Raw genomic sequence first — 19,415 nt, forward strand, 5'->3', positions numbered from 1 at the left:
CTAAGGAGGGGGAATCATGTTTCGTTCGTGGAAGTATCCGTTTCTATTATTATCAGGGATCGGCTTATCGAATATCGGAGATTGGATTTATTTGATTGCGTTGAATCTTATCGTGCTTGAAATGACAGGTTCGCCACTGGCTGTCGCTGTTTTGTACTTGCTGAAGCCGGTGGCTGCGCTTCTAACAAACGTATGGGCAGGATCTTTCGTGGACAGGGTGGATCAGCGGAATCTAATGATTGGTCTTGATGTGTTCAGGGCTATCTTACTCGTTTTTCTCCCTGCTATGTCCTCACTTCCAGCGATGTATGGGCTTGTCTTGATTGTGAACATGGCGGGTGCTGTTTTCGAGCCTGCATCAATGACGTATGTAACCAAGTTGATTCCGAGAGAGAAGCGGAAACGATTCAACGCACTGAGAAGTTTGATTGATTCGGGAGGATTTCTGATCGGACCTGCGATGGCAGGCGTGTTGTTTATCATCGGAACGCCCGAACTGGCGATTTACTTTAATGCCTGTACATTTTTCCTTTCTGGAATAATTACTCTATGGCTTCCCCGTTTGGAAAAAGAAACAGGAGCAGGAAAGGAAGCATGGTCGGTGGCCTTGCTCAGGAAAGATTGGAACGTTGTGCGGACGTTTGCGAAACAGCACATCTTCATCATGACAGTTTATTTTCTATTCGGACTGATGATGGTCATGACAGCGGCGCTCGACTCATTGGAAGCCGCTTTTTCCAAAGAAGTGCTCGGGCTTACGGACACGGCGTATGGTTTTCTGGTGAGTATTGCAGGTGCGGGAATTGCCGTAGGGGCCCTGGTCGTTACGTGTGTCGGCAAAGATTTATCCACGAGGCTGCTTCTCACTGGCGGTGGTTTGTTTGTAGCCTGTGGCTATTTGATTTACGCATGTTCGGTGGATTTTTCAGGAGCGGCGCTCGGGTTCTTTCTGCTGTCGTTCGCACTTGCCTTTGCAAATACCGGCTTTCACACCTTCTATCAGGAGTCTATCCCTGTTGGAGTGATGGGCAGGGTGACGAGCGTGTTCGGTTTACTGGAAAGTGTGCTCGTCATCCTTGCGACCATCACTATTGGAGCTGCAGCTGAATGGGTTTCGGTCAAAGCGGCGGTTGTAGGAGGGTCCTGGATGATGCTTTTAGTAACGTTAGGGATCGCTTTTGTCAATCGGCAGGGGAAGGAGAAGGAAGTGGATGAGGCAGCGGTGTAGCTCACGGTTTTTGATGAAGGATGGTTACATTTTCATGACCCAGTCAGCGGTAGGGTTTGATTTGTCACCACTCTTGGGTAAGGATAGGGAATATATAGATGAAAAAGTTGGTGGAGGTTCTTATGTCAAAGGTTCAACGAATCATCATGAGTATAGGTTTTATCGGCTATCTTCTGTTTCTCACGTTTTACATGTTTTTTCAATCGCGTGGGTCGGCGGGGATGTCTATGAGTCTAGTGGAATATATACAAAACCGTTCCAATCTGGTTCCGTTCAAAACCATCGGGAATTATATAACAGCTTGGGAGAATGGGACGATGAATACGTGGACGGCTGTAAAAAATCTGCTTGGGAATGTGCTGGTATTCATCCCGATGGGCATTTTCCTGCCTTCTTTGTTTGGAAAATTGAGACGGATGAGTGCCTACCTGCTTGCCTTCGTATTGATCATCCTCACAGCTGAAGTCACGCAATTACTGACGCAGAGAGGGAGTTTTGATATCGACGATTTTATTTTGAATCTTTTGGGTGCCTGGCTTGGTTTCCTTGTGTGGAATACATCTGTCATCCAACAATGGGTAGGTGAGAGACGCGGTGAATAGATTTGTCGTGATGACTGTCGGGATGACGCACAGCGGAAAGTCGACATTTGCGGGAATGCTTGAGGAAAAGGTGAAGAACTCGATAGTGATTGACCAGGATAATCATGCAGCGTTTTTGAATACCCATTATTCCAGGCTCGTCCCTGGAGATGGTCCGAATACGATCAAACACAGCATGACGAAAATGATTGTCGACCATGCGATTGTAGAAACAGATCTGCATCTCATCATTTGTAATTCGAACAGGAATGCAAAGGCAAGGAATGCGCTGTTGGAAGACTTTAAAAGGAAAGGCTTTTCTACGATACTTGTATATTTTAATGTGCCGGACTCCATCCTTGAAACACGTGTAAGAGAAACAAAGCGGGATCCATCCGTTTTACGCACCGTTTCTTCATTTGATGAGGTACTGCGACGTCAGCAGGAAGAATCGCTATTTCTATCGTCCCCGTCTGTTGAGGAAGCGGATCACTTTTTTACCATTGAAGAAGAGGGAGAAATCAGCGGTGTGCTTGCAAAAGTTGCGGAGCTTCTATCGTCCTAGTATAAGAATCTCGTATTCTGGCTATGCTAGTGATAGAAAGGATGATGGGCATGCAGTACATGGAGAAGACGAACAAAGTGATGGCCGATCTTATTTCAGGGAAACGTAGTCATTTCGGAAATTATTCTTATCATCAGTCGGTGTTTACGGATGGCGTAAAGGAAGTGCCGGAATGGGAAGTGCGTCAGTTCGTGCTCAATTATTTTATGGCTCTTGAGAATGTGAAGAGTCACGCGTGAGTCCAGGATTTATTATAGGTACACACTCGCTGAAAAAAGCAGGTGTGTACCTTTTGCGTTTTCATAGTAAGCAAACAGAAATATCGAAAAAAAGTGTAGTCCTAGGGTTATCCCTAGAATTATCATCTACTCCCATCGGGGGAATTCTGATAAAATGAAGTCTACTTGAGATGATAGGGAGCTCAATCAAATTGAAAACCCCCATGAATACTGATAACATGAAGAAAAATGAACGTAAATGAGGGAAGCACATGGCAAGAGTATCGAAACGGCAAAAGATTTTGGAAGCAGCCGCACTCATTGTCCGGGAAAAGGGAAGCGATGCGCTCACCCTGGACGCTGTCGCTAAACGGGCAGAAGTGAGCAAGGGCGGACTGTTGTATCACTTTTCCACAAAAGAAGCGCTTGTAGAAGGTCTCGTTCAGTACATGAACGATGTCTACCGGGAGAATGTGGAAGAATTAGTAGAAAACGATGAAGAGGACACAGGGAAATGGGCACGGTCGTTCATTAACGTCATGCACGATAAAAGTACGGAAAACCGTCCGCTTAGTTCTGGGATGCTCGCCGCTCAAGGGATCAATCCCAAGTTGTTGAAACCTCTGCAGGATACATATGCCGACTGGCAGAACCATATCGAGCATGACGGCCTCGACCAGGTCGATGCGACGATCCTGCGTCTTGCGGTTGATGGGTTATGGCTGTCTGAGATTTTCGGGCTCGGAAATTTGCCGCCGACGCTCAGAAAACAGGTGCTTGAACGATTGAACGAACAAACATATAAACCGAAATAAAAATCACCAGCTCTTCTGAAAGAGCTGGTGATTTTTTTCTGTAGAAAGCTTATGCGTAGGCCTTTTCCGTACGTTCCTGGAATACTTTTCTTGCCTGGGTAAGAGCATTGATGACGGATGGAAAACCGACGTAAGGAATCAGCTGCATCATCGATTCTATGATTTCTTTTTCCGAGAGCCCGGCATTTAGAGCGGTATTGATGTGAAGCTCGAGCTGCGGCAGGCTGCCGGACCCTTGGGTGACAAGGCTTGAAAGCACGGTCAGGGCACGGGATTGTTTACTCAAATGATCGCGGTTGTAAATATCGCCGTAGGCAAATTCGATGATGTATGTTCCGAGATCCGGGGCGATATCCTCCAACGCTTTCATCAGTTCAAAATGGTTGGTGCCTTTTTCTTCATCTGTATAGGATTTTAAGGTTTCCAATCCTTTTTCATAGCGAGTAGTCATGATGTGTCTTCCTTTCTTAAGATGCTTTCTTGTTTTCTTTTTCTTCTTTGGCGCGGTCTTCGTTGACCATTTTAATGAACGACCACCCGAGAATCGGCAGGATGATCAGAAGTGGGAAACCACCGACGATACTGATTGTCTGAAGGGTTGTCAGTCCACCCATGTTCATGAAGATCATCGGTAGAATCGATAAAGCCAATGCCCAGAACAGGCGGTTCCATTTCAGTGGTTCACCTTCGACGTGTTTTTGTACAACGGATGCAATGACATACGAGCCGGAGTCATAAGTCGTCGATAAGAAAATGGTGGCGAGCAGAATGAACACGATAATCGCGAGTGTTGCGAGCGGCAGTTCCGTCAACGTGCCGATGATCGCCGCCGGTGCTCCTTGCTGGTTCAAGGTTTCGATGACTGGATATTGACCACTCAATTCGAGATACATGGAGTAGTTTCCTAGGATTCCGAAGAAAAGGATCGTCCCTAAACTTCCGAATAAGATCGTTCCGAAAACGACTTGACGGATCGTCCGACCTTTGGAAATCCGGGCGATGAACAGGCCGACAAAGGGAGCATAGACAATCCACCATGCCCAGTAGAAAACGGTCCAGCCCTCCGGGAATCCTGTTCGGGTGAAGGAGGCAAGGTCATTGAACGGTTCAGACCATAAGCTCATCAGGAAGAAGTTGTCCATCATCCGGCCGAGCGCAGAAGTCGTCGATTCTGTAATGAATGTCGTCGGTCCGACAGTGAAAATGAAAATCAACAGGATGAACGCGAGCCACAAGTTGATATCACTGAGGACGCGGATCCCTTTTTGTAAGCCTGAATAAGCACTCAAGCCGAAGATCAACGTGCAGAACAGCAGAATGATCGATTTCGTCGTCATTGTATCGGGAATACCAATCAAGTTGTTCAGTCCAGCAGAAATGATCGGTGCGGAAAGCGCAAGGCCTGTTCCGCCTCCACCTAACAGACCGAACATGAACAGAATGTCGACAAGGCGTCCGACCCAGCCATCGGTGTATTTTCCGAGCACAGGGCGACAGGCTTCACTGATTTTGAACACATCGGTTTTCTTCACGAAAAACATGTAGCCGATCGGTAAAGCGGGGATGGCGAACATCGCCCACGCGATCGGTCCCCAGTGGAAGAATCCGTATGTCGATGCCCACTGGATCGCTTCATTGGAACCTGCTTCGACGCCGAAGGGAGGTCCTTGATAATAGTAGGCCCATTCAATGACGCCCCAATATAGAATCCCTGTTCCGATTCCACTTGTGAACAGCATCGCTGCCCAGGAGCTCGTTTTGAATTCCGCCTTCGTTTCGGCATCTCCGAGCTTGATATCTCCATAGCGGCTTACTCCGACAAACAGTAAGAAGAGCAGCATGATTAATCCGACAGATAAAAATAAGAATCCTAATCGTTGTGTGACGACTTCATTCGCCGCCAGCACAATCTCTTTTCCTTGTTCAGGGAAAATGATCAGAGGCAATGATACGAATAGTAATAAGGCGAGTGCGCCTCCGAACGTTTTCCAATCCATGAGTTGTTTCTTCATGGCTATTCCTCCTTTATTCAAATGCGGTTGTTACGTCTGTGACTTTTTAAACTGTACAATCTGGACGGTTTTGTTTCAAAACCTGGACAAGGGTGCAAATGGGAGAATATAAAGCCATATTCAAGGAATGATAGGGTGGGAAGTTATATTTCACTGATTTTCGTATGTTTTGTGCTTTGATGACTGTTCATCTACTGTGAAAAGTAGAAATTGCTTCAATGATTGATTCGTTGATGCCCCTCCTATAGGGGAAGATAAAAAGGTTTTAAAGAAAAATTCATAAAAAGCATTTGAAACTAAACAGTCCAGATGGTATAGTTTGTGCAGGTTGATTAAACAAACAAATTCAAAGGAGGACCTTTGGAATGAAAAATAAAGTATTGCTGACATCTGCCGTGACAGGAGCGGGAGATACAATGAAGAAAAATCCACATGTCCCTGTAACGCCGAAAGAGATTGCAGAATCTGCGATTGAATCGGCTAAAGCAGGAGCGACGGTTGCTCACGTCCATGCCCGTGATCCAAAAACAGGAGGCATCAGCCATAATTTGGAGCACTATCGTGAAATCGTCGATCGCATCCGTGAATCAGAAACGGATGTCATCATTAACATCACGTCCGGAGGCGGCGGTGATTTTATTCCGAGTTTGAATACACCGGCCGCTGGTGGCGATGGAACCGATATCCAAACGCCAGCAGAACGCCATGAACCGGTGGGAGAACTTTTACCAGAAATGTGCACCCTTGACTGTGGAAGCACGAACTTCGGCAATATGATCTATATGAGCCCGACCGACTGGCTTCGTGATCAAGCGAAATTGATTCAGGAAAGTGGTGTTAAGCCGGAACTTGAATGCTTCGATACCGGGCACATCCGTTTTGCCAATCAATTGGTGGAAGAAGGATTAATCGACGGCGATCCGATGTATCAATTCTGTCTGGGTATCCCGTGGGGAGCAGCAGCCGATGCGGAAACGATGCTTTACATGAAGAACCGTATTCCAGAGAATGCGCACTGGTCCGCGTTCGGCATCGGTCGTATGCAAATGCCGATGGCGTCTCAAGCAGCGATGCTTGGCGGAAATGTTCGTGTGGGTCTTGAGGATAATATCTACCTATCTAAAGGTGTGGTGGCCAGAAACGAACAGCTTGTCGACAAAGCGGTGACGATGCTGCGTGGCCTTGATCTTGAGCCAATGACGCCGCAGGAAGCACGTGACTATTACAATCTTAGAAATCCACGCGGAGGGAAGTAATCATGACTGTACAAAAAATAGCCGTCGTCGGCACAGGAGTTATAGGAAACGGCTGGATCGCCCGCATGCTTGCACAGGGGTATGACGTCGTCGCGACAGATCCAGCAGAAGGAGCGGAAGAGCGCATGCGCCGTGCGGTCGAGCAGTCTTGGCCGTATGTGGAAGCACTGGGACTTGCAGAAGGTGCATCCAAAGAACGTTTGACGTTTGAAAAGGATTTGGCAGATGCCGTGAAGGATGCGGACTTTATTCAGGAAAACGTACCGGAAGTGGAAGAGTTGAAGCAGACGGTCCTGAAGAACATCGATCAGCATGCGAAACCTGATGCCCTGATCGGATCCAGTACGTCAGGTATCATGCCATCTGAACTGCAGGCGAACTTGCAGCATCCGGAACGCGTTGTCGTTGCCCACCCGTTCCACCCGGTGTATATTCTGCCGCTTGTGGAAGTCGTGGCAGGAAAACAGACGACGACGGAGAACGTAGACAAAGCGAAGGCTTTTTATGAAAGCTTGAACATGAGTGTCCTGCTTGTTCGTCATGAGATTGAAGGACACATCGCTGATCGTCTGATCGAAGCGATATGGAGAGAATCCCTCCATATCGTGAATGAAGGCATTGCAACGACAGAAGAAGTAGACAAAGCCTTCACACACGGGGCTGGTATGCGTTATGCGCAGTACGGACCGTTCCTTACCTTCCATCTGGCTGGCGGAGAAGGCGGCATGCGCCACATGCTGAAACAGTTCGGCCCGGCATTGAAAAAACCGTGGACGAAGCTTGAGGCGCCGGAACTGACCGATGAGCTTTACGAGAGAGTCGTGACCGGTTGTGAAGAGCAGTCGAACGGCATGAGCATGTCTGAACTCGATCAGAACCGAAATGAATTCCTGATCCGTTTGTATGACCTTGTCCAGGAATACTGGCCGAAAGAAACAGAAAAAACAAAAGCGTAAAGGAGGGATTTTTGTGTCATCCTTTTCTTACAAACAGACTGTTCCGAGTGAGTGGGTCGATTATAACGGGCATATGAACGATGCGGAGTATAATCGTGCATTTAGTCTTGCTACCGATGCGTTTATTGATTGGATCGGGCTTGATGAAAAAGGGCGCGAGTATTTTCAATACACGGTTTTTACACTGGAGACGCATACGTGTTACTTGAAAGAGATGCACGAAGGGGGAGCCTTTGATGTATCTGCACGTGTCCTGGACTATGACGCAAAGCGCATCCATCTGTTTTTGGAGATGCATAATGCTGATGGGGAAGTCGTCGCAACGCTTGAGGAGATGCTGATGGGCATCGACCAGAACGAAGGCCGACCGGCACCCTTGCCGGAAGAAGTGGCTAACAATGTGAAAGCGGAGTATGATAAAGTGTCCGACCAAGAACAACCCAAACAAGTCGGCCGCACGATCGGTATTCGCAGGAAGTGAATATGGGATTATCTGTAAGACCTGGTCACCCATTTTATGGGTGACCAGGTCTTACTTTTATTGGGAATATTACTGAAGTGGTTCACCTCTTTTGATATAATTGGTAATGATTTCTTGGTAAGAGGGAGTTTTTTTATGATACGAAGTTTGTCTACTAGTATTTTGTTAGTCTTAGGTTTCTTGATTGCAGGAGTCGCTATCTTATATCAATGGTTGATCACTTCGGATATTCCCGTGTCCTATACAGCGGCAGAAGCTTTGACCACCCATGTGATGTTTGCCTTATCGACGGTCTTGTTCCTTGTCGCTTCTGTGATGTTTAACGAGAGAAAAGGTAATTTTCTGTTAGGCGTCATCTTCTCCGCAATCTTTATAGCCAACATTGCCATTTTCAAGCATCATACAGGAGCTGGATATTTCAACCACTCTTTTGCTCAGCTGCAAGGAGCCGGCGTGTTGTACTCTGGAATAATCATGGTATTTACTTTATATTTGGCTGCTACAAAAATTCGTGTAAAGGTGAAACCTTCTAATCGTGTGAATAGTTATTGAATAGAAAATGGCGATCCACTGTCCTGGACTTCGGATGGGTCACATAAATAGGAAGAAAAAGTAAGACCTGGTCACCCAAGAATTGGGTGACCAGGTCTTACTTTTTTTTCCTTTCATTAATCCGCTTGAGATTTATCATTCATGGTATAATGTAGGGAATATTTAGAATTATATGACGTTAACAGGGTGTGTGGAAAAGATGGAAAGCTGTACATATATGGTTCGAGATCTGTCGTATGCAGTTAGAGTCGCTCGAGAGGAAGATTCGAAGGAACTTTCTAGAGTTAGATTTCAGATTGACGGTGAAACGGAATACCTTGACCGGGAACAGGGAGAGGATTATTTAAGTGAGGCTGATGTAAAAGAGCTCATCAATAAGGATAGAGCAGGGGCGAACCGTTTGTTCCTGGTCGCAGAATCGGAAGGGGCCATCATTGGTTTCAGCCGATGTGCGGGCAGTGATTTGAAGAGGCTCTCCCATCAAGTAGATTTTGGTGTAGGAGTGCTAAAAGATTACTGGGGACATCGTGTCGGAAAAGAACTCTTGCAGCATTCGATTCGCTGGGCTGAAAGAAATGGAATCTTGAAAATAAACTTACGTGTGCTTGAAATAAACGAGAAAGCGATGGATATGTACAAGCGATTTGGTTTTGAAGTGGAAGGTGAGCTGAAAAAAGATAAGCGGCTTTCCGATGGCCGCTATTATTCTACACTATTGATGGCACGTTTTATAAAAAAGGAGGAGAACTATGGCCGGTAAAGTATTTTCGGGACGTTATACAGCGGAAGCTGATGATGAAGTGATCGTCTTTTTAATTGGGATGAGGGTGAACAAGTGGCTGGCCATCCATAAATGGCTCCCCGTTTTCCTTGCGATGCCCGCAATGGTTCAGGAGCTCTACACTCAAAAGGATCGTGGATTCTTCTCGTTGGAAAATTTCTTCAACTTTCGTACGACGTTAATGATTCAGTACTGGCGCTCGGAAGAAGAACTTTATGCTTATGCCAGAGCACCGAAACATTTGAAGGCGTGGAAAAACTTCAACCGAAAAGTGAGGAACAATCCGGCTGTCGGGATCTACCACGAAACGTATAAAGTGAAGGATGGGGATCATGAAGTCATTTACGGAAACATGCCTTTGTTCGGGCTTGCCAAAGCTTATCAGCATACCCCTGTCCTACCAAGTACAGCTTCAGCGAAACAAAGGTTAAGCAAAAAACAGGAAGAGCGGGATGTGGCTTCCCTTAAATAAAGCGCAAGAGTTTCCATCCTGGTCCATGGGCAGGAAGACTGTTAATGGAAGAAACTCGACTAAAATTGATTCGAGGAATGGGGAAAGATGAAAGTGAAAATAAGCAAAAAACATAGCCACGACAGCAAAAACAAACTCAACCACCAATTGTACGAATATAATTTAAAGCACTTTCCTGAAGATTTAAGAGGGCGGTACGAAGAAATCCAGCTCTATGTAGAAGATGATGAGGGCGCGGTTCGGGGAGGTCTTCTCGCTGAAATCTGCTGGAACTGGCTCGAGATCCATACCCTCATGGTGGATGAAGAGCTTCGTGGGTCAGGGTATGGTTCAAAATTATTAATGGAAGCAGAACGAACGGCCACTGAAAAAGCGTGCGATTTTATCAAGGTGGACACCCTTAGTTTTCAAGCCCTGGATTTTTACAAAAAGCATGGATATCGCGAGTTTGGGGTATTGGAACACGTGGGAAGAGATTTTAAGCATTACTATTTAATGAAGGAGCTCTAGGTCTTGTTAAGGCGGTTCCTTCAGAACGGAGAGTTTCACCATGCAAACCATCACTCACACCTTTCGCATTGTCGGCATTAAGGGTCACGGTGCTTTTGAAAATTTTGCAACCGAAGTTCCTGAATTTGCGAGGCAGCTGCTGCATCGGACAAGGGAAATCGAACATCATACCAATATCGAAATCGCTCTCTTTGAGCCAAAATGGGGGGACGATCATCTCGAAGGTCACTATTACGTAGGCATCCTGGTAAGAGATAAGCCAAGCCATGTTCCCAAAGGGATGGAGTATTTAGAGGTTTCCGGCACCTATGTCTCGGCAAAAGGGTCCATCGATCACGTAGATCTCCTCTATGAGGAAGTGGGCCAGTGCAGAGCTGAACAAAATCTCACGCGTGATTGGCTTTCCTATATTGTAGAAACTTATCACCCCATGGAAAACGGGGAAGAGGTCGAGGTTTTTCTGCCAGTGATCGGTTCTTGAATAGATCCTGTGAGCGAATTACTTGATGAAAACATTGCATAACCTTATGATGAATGTCGCATATTAGTTGAGAAAAGCGAATCGGAAAGAGGTGCCTTGAGATGAAAGCCGTACAAGTGACTGGATATGGCGATGTCGATCAGTTAAAGCTGGTGGATATCCCTACTCCGGAACCGAAAGAAAACGAAGTGCTCGTGCAGGTGAAAGCCTGTGCCATTAACAATACAGAAATCTGGATGAGGGAAGGGGCTTATGGACAAGGCGGCAAGTCAGGCTGGCGTCCGGAAGGCGTTCAATTCCCGCGTACCCCGGGGTCTGATATTACCGGAAAAGTGGTCCAGGTCGGTGACCAGGTCGATGAGACAATGATGGGCAAAGACGTCGTTCTGTTTCCTTTCACGTCCAGCGGACCGGATGGACAAGAACACATCTCGGAAGACATGTCCTTCATCGGTTCAGAATATGATGGGGGATATGCCGAGTATGTGGTGTGGCCGGCAGAGCTCTGCTTTGATATGCCTCTTGAAGACTATACGGATAGCTGTGTATTCTCTGTCAGTGGAATGACTGCATGGCATATGGTTGAACAAGTGCAGCCGAAACCGGGCGAAACGGTGATGGTCACAGGAGCCAACGGCGGGGTAGGCTCGCTTAACATTCAAATCGCATCCAAAGTCTTCGGAGCGGATGTCATCGCCCTCGTCGGAGATTTGAGCATGGAAGAGAGAATGAGGGAACTTGGAGCGACCCATGTCCTGTCTTATAAATCCGAGAACCTGGCGGATGAAATTTTAGAGGCCAACGGCGGTCCGATTGATACGGTGCTTGACGTCGTCGGAGATGCCTTGTTCTCTACGGCTTTGACTGTACTTAAAAAAGGCGGGAAATTCTGTACATCCGGTTCTTCCGGTGGTCAAAAAACAGAACTCGATTTCCGCACCCTTTATTTGAAACACATCACGATGTATGGCTCTGTTTTAGGTACACGTGAAGAATTCCAACGGATGTTAAAAGCGATCGCTGAACAGAAAATCCAGCCTGTGATCGATCGTACCTTCCCTTTAGAAGAAGCGAAGGAAGCGCAGCAGTATTTCAAGGAATCGGGTAAAAAAGGAAAAATCGTCCTTCTTCCATAAAAGGTGTTTCATCAAATCTGAGAACCTGTTTCACTTTTATAGTGAAACAGGTTCTTTATTTTTTCTGAAAAGTTGAATTTAATATAAGCCGCAAATGTATGGAAAAGGTTTTGTTTCACCTGCTGGAAGGGAACGGAGATGGGAGAGCGCACCATCCCCGGTTGTTCTTGTTTATTCGACGTTATAAAATACCAACCCCTTCCTGAACACACATCCTTATTTTTAATAAAATTGTTAGTAATTTCCTTGAAAGCGTCTATCATGTGGCGGATTTATTAAAAGTTCGTGAACGATGTATGACAAAGTTGTGAACTTGTACTTCAAATTCCGCAAAATCTGATATAATCAGTCAAGCCCTGATACGTATAACAGCTCCTAGTTTCCGAGTTTTATACTTATAATTTAACAGATTGATAGGAGGGTTAAGATTCATGAAAGCTAAACATCTCCGCAATAGATGGTTAGGTTTGCTGCCGCTCGGCTTGATTCTTTTCTTAAGCGGGTGCGGGCAGTTGGAAATGACTGTGCTCGATCCCAAAGGGCCGGTCGCTCAAAGTCAATATGACCTGATTGTATACTCCCTTTGGTTCATGCTTGGAATCATTGTTGTTGTGTTTGCTCTATTTGCCTACATGCTCATCAAGTACCGAGAGAACCGACCGGGACGTAAAGAAAGTGACTATGACCCGAATCTCCATGGAAATACGACGATCGAGGTCATCTGGACGATTATTCCTATTATTATTGTTGTCCTATTATCCATACCGACGGTTACGACGCTGTTCGATTTGGAAAAGCCTCCCGAGCCCGAAGCTGGTGAAGAGGTGAAAGAGCCGCTCGTTGTTTATGCGACAACCGCGGATTGGAAATGGTTCTTCAGTTATCCGGAGCAGGATATTGAAACCGTGAACTACTTACACATCCCGACCGATCGTCCGATCGAATTCAGACTGTCATCCGCAGATTCGATGTCAGCACTATGGATTCCGGCACTCGGCGGTCAAAAGTACAACATGGCCGGTATGATGACGACATTGTATCTAGAGGCCGATGAAGAAGGGGTCTACGATGGACGTAACTCCAACTTCAATGGGGAAGGTTTTGCTGCTCAAACGTTCAAGGTTTATGCCGAGAGCGAAGAAGAATTCAATACATGGGCAGAGGAAATCAAAAACGAAGCACCAGAGCTGACAGCAGAACGTTATGATGAGCTGCTGGCACCTGGCATGACCGACGTACAATCCTATTCCAACACACATCTGGATTATGTGAAGCACCATACGAGAGAGGATATGGGGTACGTCGTCGATAAGTACCGTGAACAATTCAAAGAGAAGCTTCATTTATATGAAATTGAAAAACAAGAGAGCTTCCAATAGAACGTAAAGAAAGCAGGTGAAGACATGCACATTACAGATATTCTAGTCACCGGTGAACCGATCATCTATGGTGCCATGGTATCGATGGCTCTAGTAGGGATTGCCCTCCTTTTCATTCTGACGTATTTCAAAAAATGGAAATGGCTTTGGAGCGAATGGTTGACGACCGTTGACCATAAGAAAATCGGTGTCATGTATATTTTAAGTGCCCTTCTCATGTTATTCCGTGGTGGCGTCGACGCCATGATGATGAGGGTGCAGCTGGCATTTCCTGATTTGGGATTCTTGAACTCCCAGCACTATAACGAAATTTTCACAACGCACGGAACGATCATGATCATTTTCATGGCGATGCCGTTCTTGATTGGACTCATGAACATCATCGTTCCATTACAGATCGGAGCGCGTGACTTCGCGTTTCCATATTTGAACGCCCTAAGTTTCTGGTCCTTCTTCTTCGGAATGGCGCTTTTCAACATTTCCTTCGTCATCGGAGGATCTCCGGATGCCGGGTGGACAAGTTACACGCCGCTATCCGGTGCAGCGATGAGCCCGGGACCTGGTCAAAACTTCTATCTGATGGGACTGCAGCTATCAGGAATTGGTACCCTTGCAACAGGGATCAACCTGATGGTGACGATTTTGAAAATGCGTGCTCCTGGCATGAAGCTTTTCCATATGCCGATCTTCACATGGTCGACGTTGGTGACCTGTTTCATCATCGTGTTCGCGTTCCCGATTTTGACAGTAGCTCTTGCACTACTTACGATTGACCGTATTTTCGGTGCACAATTCTTTACTTTGACAGGGGAAGGCCTGCCGATGATGTGGGCGAACCTGTTCTGGATGTGGGGACACCCGGAAGTGTACATCGTTATTCTTCCGGCCTTCGGTATTTTCTCCGAAGTCATCGCCACATTCGCGAAAAAACGACTGTTTGGCTACAATGTGATGGTCTGGTCCATGATCGTCATCGCATTGCTTAGTTTCTTAGTATGGGTCCACCACTTCTTCACGATGGGTGCCGGCGCATTCGTCAACTCCGTCTTCTCAATATCGACGATGTTGATCGCCGTACCGACCGGAGTGAAGATCTTCAACTGGCTTGCGACCTTATATAAATCGAAAATCGAGTTCACTGTACCGATGCTTTGGTCCCTGGCCTTCATCCCAAGTTTCATTCTTGGTGGTGTCACAGGTGTCATGCTCGGTATGGCGGCAGCGGACTATCAGTTCCACAACTCGTACTTCCTGATCGCGCACTTCCACTATGTGCTGATCGCAGGTACTGTCTTCGCCTGCTTCGCAGGTCTTGTGTTCTGGTATCCGAAAATGTTCGGTCACAAGATGAACGAGCGTTTGGGTAAATGGGCATTCTGGTTGTTCTTCTTTGGCTTCCATGTGTGTTTCTTCCCGCAGTACTTCCTGGGACTTGACGGCATGCCGCGTCGTTTGTTCATCACGAACGTCGCCGAGTGGCTTCCATTGAACGTCATCTCAACTGTCGGTGCCTTTGGAATGGGACTTGGTTTCATCGTGTTCGTTTACAACGTCTACTACAGCTACCGTTACAGTGAGCGAGAAACAACTGGCGACTCCTGGAATGGAAACGGTCGTACGCTTGAATGGGCGACAACGACACCAGTACCTTACTACAACTTTGCAACGGTTCCATATGTGGACGAAATCGATCCATATATCCGTATGAAAGAAGAAGGCAAGACGACGTTTGAGGAAGACAAAGTGAAGCCGATCCACATGCCAAGTTACACAGCACAGCCGTTCATCATGATGGCACTGCTTGGACTTGCCAGTTTCGGTCTCGTCTTCGAATGGATGTATGTCGCGGTCTTCGGATTGATCGGTGCCGTATTCATGATGATCCGCCGTTCCTTCGATTACGACGACGGATACTATGTACCGGTTGAAGAAATCAAACGCACAGAGAAAAAAGCGAGGGGGTTATGATATGGCTGCGGAAGAACTGAAAACAGGTCCTTTAGAATATCGCACCCAAGAAGGTCAAATGGGCATCATGGGCTTCTGGATTTTCCTTGGAGCCGAAGTCGTCCTCTTCGCTACTCTTTTCGCAACGTATGCGGTGCTGTTCGGTCGTACGGCCGATGCCCCGCTGCCAAGTGAATTGTTCGAACCGGGCATCGTTCTTGTCATGACCTTCCTGCTATTGACGAGTAGTTTCACATGTGGACTTGCGATTCATGAAATGAGAAGGGGATCGGTCAAGGGACTGATCCTCTGGATGGTCATTACGTTAGCTCTTGGTCTTGGATTCCTTGGCTTTGAGATTTACGAATTCGTTCACTATACGCATGAAGGAGCAACGATCCAGTCCAGTGCTTTCTGGTCAGCATTCTTTATCCTTGCCGGAACACACGGGCTGCACGTTACGCTTGGTATCGGCTGGGCGATTCTGCTCTTGATCCAAATCAAGCAGCGTGGACTGACGAACGTCACAAGCCGTAAATTCTTTATCATCAGTTTATATTGGCACTTCCTTGATGTCATTTGGATCTTCATCTTCACGAGTGTCTATCTGATTGGGATGGTGATTTAATATGGCCGATTCTAAAAAACGCGTACCGATGAATCACGTCATTGGATTCATCTTGTCACTCGTCATGACGCTGGTGGCCGCCTGGGCAGCGATTCAATCTGATCTGCCTGTCACATGGGTTATTATCGGTATTATGATTCTGGCTCTTTTGCAGGCGGGCGTTCAATTGTTCATGTTCATGCACGTCACAGAAGCATCAAGCGGAAATGGACATGTGCCATGGAACATGATGTTCCACGGCTTCGCACTTGCTGGTATCCTTGTCGCAGGCTCCCTGTTCGTTATGTCCTTCGGGCATGACCATGGAGACCACGGAGATATGGGCGAGAACCAACAGCACGAAGAACAGCATTCAGAAGACCATAGCGGTCATTAAAACAAACGGGGGTTATTAGGATGGAACAAAAACAAAACATGCCGATGGAGGCCGGATGGCCGTGGAAAGATTTAGTTGGATTCGTTCTTTGCATACTGCTGACGGCTTTTTCATTGGGTGGAGCGCTTTATTCCTCCTATGACCCTAAATTTATCTTATATATTCTGACTGGCTTCAGTTTCGTACAGGCGATGATCCAACTGTACAAACTGCAGCCGAGAGATTAAAAAAAGAAACGCTTCTTTCCTGGAATCAGGAAAGGAGCGTTTCTTTTTCTTTGGATAAACTTTCTTTGTAACCAGGGCCGGATTTCACCGTAGACACGATGAACATCACCCAGGCGACGTGCGCGCCGATTAAACCGAGGTAGAACATCGACCATGTGATGGAGAATACTCCTGGATCTGAATACATCGTCACCTGGAAGAAATACAGCCACATGCCGATGAGCAGAATCGATTGCGCGACGGCGAAAGCCATCTTTTTCGCTTGTAAGAATAGAAATGGAGCCACTGTCGCCAAAATCAAGAACATTACGATCGCACCCATGAAAATCATCTCCTTATTGATGTTTCCTTAATGTAAACGTTTTCTTTGATATTATTGTAACAAAAAATTCGCACTTTGGACACAAAATGTTCATAAATTGGGCCGACAATTTTAGAATTACCGTTTTGGGGCCTGTTTAAACAGGTTTTTTGGAGGTTTCGGATGGGTCGTTCTGTGTGAAAGTGACCGAACAGACAGTTAAAGTGACTTAACGTTGCGGGAAAGTGACCTAACGCTAAGGTAAAGTGACTTAACGCAGCTTGATAGTGACCTAAAGCCCATCCAAAGTGTCTGAACTCTAAATTTTATGAAAACGTTCATTTTTTTAGACACCAAACTGTCACTTCTATCGATTATAGTTTGAGACTGTAAAATAGGAGTGGAAGAAATATGGATTGGAACAGCTTAAAGGACCATCAGCGGTTCAAAGATAAAAAAGAGCTCGACCTGCATGTGCGCAGTTTTTTATATAAAAGAAAAGCAGCTTTGTCAGAGGGGACAATCAAGGTACTGACGTTCATCTGGCGTCATGCCGTCAAGTTTCCCGGTGTTGCTTTTCCGAAAAGAGTCACGATCGTAAAAGGGACGGGTTTGAGTGAGAGCACCGTGGTTCGTTCTTTAAGGTGCCTCGTGTCCGAGAAACTGATTGAAAAAGTCGTAACGAAAAAACCGAACGGACGGCAGGGTGGCAACCTGCTCGTGTTCCTCCCGCAGCCGAATCTTTTTTTACCCTCGGATGACACCCCTCATGACACCCCACAAAAAACGGAAACCCCTCGACAGGACAACCCTCAAGCAGCTAAATCCACACCTGAAACAGAGAAAAAACAGAGAAAATCTTCTATTAGTAAAGTAGTACCGTTTGATGCTTCGTTTCTGCCTTCTTTCATTCCAGCTTCTTTTATTGATACCTCTTTGCCATTTGTAGGCGTGGAGCAGGTTTTACCAGCATGGAGGACGGCTCAAAGTTCGTTTAAACAATGGAAGCTGCAGCACCCGGTCGAGCACTATATGGATAAGATCAATGAGACGTTCAGGCAGGCGGTTTTTGCTTATAAAAAAGGGATGGTACGTACTGAATTGCTGCGCTATTTCTATGGAGGACTAATGGAAGTGTTTAAACAGCTTGTGAGGAAGGAAGGTTTTGAAGCGGGAAGAGGATTGATTTTTTATGACTGGTTGGAAGAAATGGATTCGTAATGTAGTGGATAGCGACCTCAAACAAATGAGTGAAAGTAATGCTCTGACTCAACGCCATGGCTACTTAGTAAGAAAATAGTGGCCTAAACATCAGCCCTGGTTGTAATTGAGAAAAGTTTTCATTGACAGAAATTTGTGTCTAGGGTAGGATAATGATTGTGATGATAATGAGAATCTTTATCATTCGTTGAAATTTTATAAAAGGGTATAAAGATGAAGCGATTGATCAAGGATTCTACATAATAGAAACGTGTGAAAGGATGTCGATTATGAAGAAGTTTTGGTTGTTTGCCCTCATGCTTGGGCTAGTCCTTCTTGCTGCCTGCGGAGGCGGTTCTGAGGAAGGATCAGGTAGCGAAGGAACAGAAGATCAGGAAGAAGAAACAACAGAAGAGGAAACGCGTTCGGTTACGATTGAAGACGCGAACGGAGAGCAGACGATTGAAGGAACACCGAAGAAAGTCGTTGTTCTAGAGTGGACCTATGCGGAAAACCTTCAGGCGCTTGGCATGGAGCCGGTTGGTGTCGCTGGTCTTGATCAGTATGGAGACTGGGTTAATGTCGGTATTCCATTCAGCGAAGATGTGGAAGACGTAGGGACACGTCAGGAGCCGAACCTGGAAGCAATCTCCCGTTTGAATCCTGATTTAATCATTGGTGTTGATTTCCGCCACAATGCGATCAAAGAGGATTTGGAAAGCATCGCACCAACAGTGATGTTCGCCCCATACTCTGAAGAAGCGGCTCAGGATCAGTTCAAGAATATGAAAGAAGAGTTCAATACGATGGCAAAAATCGTCGATAAAAAGGACAAAGCTAAACAAGTCCTTTCTGATATGGAGAAGACATTCAAAGAGCAGCAGGCCCGCCTTGAAGAGGCAGGGAAAGATGGCATGAACTATGTGATCACTCAAGCGTTCACGATGCAGGACACGCCGACGCTTCGTTTGTTCACAGACAACTCCATGGTCGCACAGATCATGAACAGCATGGGTATGAAGAACGATTATGAGTCTGAAAAGCTTGAAGTATACGGCTACACCGAAACAACTGTCGAAGCGCTGCAAAACTATCAGGACTCCAACTTCTTCTACATCGTTCAGGAAGAAGACAACATTTTCGAAGAACAGCTTTCAGGTAATCCGGTATGGGAAAACCTTGCGTTCGTAAAAGAAGATCGTACGTATCAAATGCCAGGGGATGCCTGGACATTCGGTGGACCACTATCCGCAGAAGTCTTAGCTGAACAAGTGGTGAACGCAGCACTTGAAGAAAAATAAAGTGAGTGGATG

The 19,415-nt window shown here is 46.3% G+C and carries 24 protein-coding genes; 21 read left to right on the forward strand and 3 right to left on the reverse strand.

The features are described from left to right. The first annotated feature begins 16 nt into the window (after positions 1-16). From GLW00_RS07105 to GLW00_RS07125, 5 genes are all read left to right on the forward strand, one after another. Positions 17-1,228 carry an MFS transporter gene (locus tag GLW00_RS07105; RefSeq protein WP_160912587.1) on the forward strand — a complete coding sequence of 404 codons (1,212 nt, stop codon included), beginning with the start codon at positions 17-19 and terminating at the stop codon, positions 1,226-1,228. 122 nt (positions 1,229-1,350) lie between these two features. Further along, positions 1,351-1,830 (forward strand): VanZ family protein, encoded by a 480-nt coding sequence (locus GLW00_RS07110; RefSeq protein ID WP_160912589.1) that lies wholly within the window; start codon positions 1,351-1,353, stop codon positions 1,828-1,830. Further along, entirely contained in the window at positions 1,823-2,374 is a 552-nt protein-coding gene (locus GLW00_RS07115) for an AAA family ATPase (protein WP_160912591.1), read from the forward strand. The genes GLW00_RS07110 and GLW00_RS07115 overlap by 8 nt, the downstream gene beginning before the upstream one ends. Before the next feature lie 50 nt (positions 2,375-2,424). Beyond that, positions 2,425-2,613, forward strand: coding sequence for a hypothetical protein (locus tag GLW00_RS07120; RefSeq protein WP_160912593.1), 189 nt, complete (start codon positions 2,425-2,427; stop codon positions 2,611-2,613). A gap of 251 nt (positions 2,614-2,864) precedes the next feature. Beyond that, positions 2,865-3,407: a TetR/AcrR family transcriptional regulator gene (locus GLW00_RS07125; RefSeq protein WP_160912595.1), complete on the forward strand. Its 543-nt coding sequence runs from the start codon at positions 2,865-2,867 to the stop codon at positions 3,405-3,407. Between the two features lie 49 nt (positions 3,408-3,456). On the opposite strand, the gene GLW00_RS07130 is transcribed toward GLW00_RS07125, so the two are convergent. Together GLW00_RS07130 and GLW00_RS07135 are read right to left on the reverse strand one after the other, a co-directional pair. Then, a complete protein-coding gene (locus GLW00_RS07130; RefSeq protein ID WP_326314673.1) occupies positions 3,457-3,861 on the reverse strand; it encodes a carboxymuconolactone decarboxylase family protein in 405 nt (134 codons plus the stop codon). 13 nt (positions 3,862-3,874) lie between these two features. Then, the gene (locus GLW00_RS07135) at positions 3,875-5,419 is read right to left on the reverse strand and encodes a BCCT family transporter (protein WP_160912599.1); all 1,545 of its coding nucleotides are present in this window, start codon (positions 5,417-5,419) and stop codon (positions 3,875-3,877) included. Positions 5,420-5,784: 365 nt separating this feature from the next. On the opposite strand from GLW00_RS07135, the gene GLW00_RS07140 reads away from it, so the two are divergent. The 14 genes from GLW00_RS07140 (at position 5,785) to GLW00_RS07205 (ending at position 16,601) form a co-directional block, all read left to right on the forward strand. Beyond that, positions 5,785-6,675 carry a beta-keto acid cleavage family enzyme gene (locus tag GLW00_RS07140; protein ID WP_160912601.1) on the forward strand — a complete coding sequence of 297 codons (891 nt, stop codon included), beginning with the start codon at positions 5,785-5,787 and terminating at the stop codon, positions 6,673-6,675. Between the two features lie 2 nt (positions 6,676-6,677). Then, positions 6,678-7,631 (forward strand): 3-hydroxyacyl-CoA dehydrogenase NAD-binding domain-containing protein, encoded by a 954-nt coding sequence (locus GLW00_RS07145; RefSeq protein ID WP_160912603.1) that lies wholly within the window; start codon positions 6,678-6,680, stop codon positions 7,629-7,631. Positions 7,632-7,644: 13 nt separating this feature from the next. Continuing rightward, a complete protein-coding gene (locus GLW00_RS07150) occupies positions 7,645-8,112 on the forward strand; it encodes a thioesterase family protein (protein WP_335808451.1) in 468 nt (155 codons plus the stop codon). 135 nt (positions 8,113-8,247) lie between these two features. Then, positions 8,248-8,664 (forward strand): hypothetical protein, encoded by a 417-nt coding sequence (locus GLW00_RS07155; RefSeq protein ID WP_160912606.1) that lies wholly within the window; start codon positions 8,248-8,250, stop codon positions 8,662-8,664. Positions 8,665-8,863: 199 nt separating this feature from the next. Continuing rightward, positions 8,864-9,424 (forward strand): GNAT family N-acetyltransferase, encoded by a 561-nt coding sequence (locus GLW00_RS07160; protein WP_160912608.1) that lies wholly within the window; start codon positions 8,864-8,866, stop codon positions 9,422-9,424. Further along, positions 9,414-9,917 (forward strand): DUF4188 domain-containing protein, encoded by a 504-nt coding sequence (locus GLW00_RS07165; protein ID WP_160912610.1) that lies wholly within the window; start codon positions 9,414-9,416, stop codon positions 9,915-9,917. Before GLW00_RS07160 ends, GLW00_RS07165 begins: the two co-directional genes overlap by 11 nt. Before the next feature lie 87 nt (positions 9,918-10,004). Next, positions 10,005-10,427, forward strand: coding sequence for a GNAT family N-acetyltransferase (locus tag GLW00_RS07170; RefSeq protein WP_160912612.1), 423 nt, complete (start codon positions 10,005-10,007; stop codon positions 10,425-10,427). 40 nt (positions 10,428-10,467) lie between these two features. Beyond that, positions 10,468-10,908, forward strand: a complete 441-nt coding sequence (locus tag GLW00_RS07175) for a GyrI-like domain-containing protein (RefSeq protein WP_160912614.1) — start codon at positions 10,468-10,470, stop codon at positions 10,906-10,908. Positions 10,909-11,009: 101 nt separating this feature from the next. Continuing rightward, the gene (locus GLW00_RS07180; RefSeq protein ID WP_160912616.1) at positions 11,010-12,044 is read left to right on the forward strand and encodes a zinc-binding dehydrogenase; all 1,035 of its coding nucleotides are present in this window, start codon (positions 11,010-11,012) and stop codon (positions 12,042-12,044) included. A 431-nt stretch (positions 12,045-12,475) separates the two neighbouring features. Next, positions 12,476-13,423: a cytochrome aa3 quinol oxidase subunit II gene (gene qoxA / locus GLW00_RS07185; protein WP_160912618.1), complete on the forward strand. Its 948-nt coding sequence runs from the start codon at positions 12,476-12,478 to the stop codon at positions 13,421-13,423. A gap of 24 nt (positions 13,424-13,447) precedes the next feature. Continuing rightward, complete coding sequence (gene qoxB, locus GLW00_RS07190; protein ID WP_160912620.1) at positions 13,448-15,391, forward strand: cytochrome aa3 quinol oxidase subunit I; 1,944 nt, start codon at positions 13,448-13,450, stop codon at positions 15,389-15,391. A 1-nt stretch (position 15,392) separates the two neighbouring features. Continuing rightward, positions 15,393-15,998: a cytochrome aa3 quinol oxidase subunit III gene (qoxC, locus tag GLW00_RS07195; RefSeq protein ID WP_160912622.1), complete on the forward strand. Its 606-nt coding sequence runs from the start codon at positions 15,393-15,395 to the stop codon at positions 15,996-15,998. Position 15,999: 1 nt separating this feature from the next. Next, on the forward strand, positions 16,000-16,374 hold the full coding sequence (gene qoxD / locus GLW00_RS07200; protein ID WP_146813508.1) for a cytochrome aa3 quinol oxidase subunit IV: 375 nt from the start codon (positions 16,000-16,002) through the stop codon (positions 16,372-16,374). Positions 16,375-16,394: 20 nt separating this feature from the next. Further along, entirely contained in the window at positions 16,395-16,601 is a 207-nt protein-coding gene (locus GLW00_RS07205) for a cytochrome C oxidase subunit IV family protein (RefSeq protein ID WP_160912624.1), read from the forward strand. A 25-nt stretch (positions 16,602-16,626) separates the two neighbouring features. On the opposite strand, the gene GLW00_RS07210 is transcribed toward GLW00_RS07205, so the two are convergent. Next, positions 16,627-16,923, reverse strand: a complete 297-nt coding sequence (locus GLW00_RS07210; RefSeq protein WP_160912626.1) for a spore morphogenesis/germination protein YwcE — start codon at positions 16,921-16,923, stop codon at positions 16,627-16,629. Between the two features lie 390 nt (positions 16,924-17,313). On the opposite strand from GLW00_RS07210, the gene GLW00_RS07215 reads away from it, so the two are divergent. Then, positions 17,314-18,123, forward strand: a complete 810-nt coding sequence (locus GLW00_RS07215; protein WP_160912628.1) for a helix-turn-helix domain-containing protein — start codon at positions 17,314-17,316, stop codon at positions 18,121-18,123. 269 nt (positions 18,124-18,392) lie between these two features. Further along, positions 18,393-19,403: an ABC transporter substrate-binding protein gene (locus GLW00_RS07220; protein WP_202412406.1), complete on the forward strand. Its 1,011-nt coding sequence runs from the start codon at positions 18,393-18,395 to the stop codon at positions 19,401-19,403. The last annotated feature ends 12 nt before the right edge of the window (positions 19,404-19,415 follow it).

Source organism: Halobacillus litoralis (assembly GCF_009856445.1).
GTDB classification, from domain to species: Bacteria; Bacillota; Bacilli; order Bacillales; family Halobacillaceae; genus Halobacillus; species Halobacillus litoralis.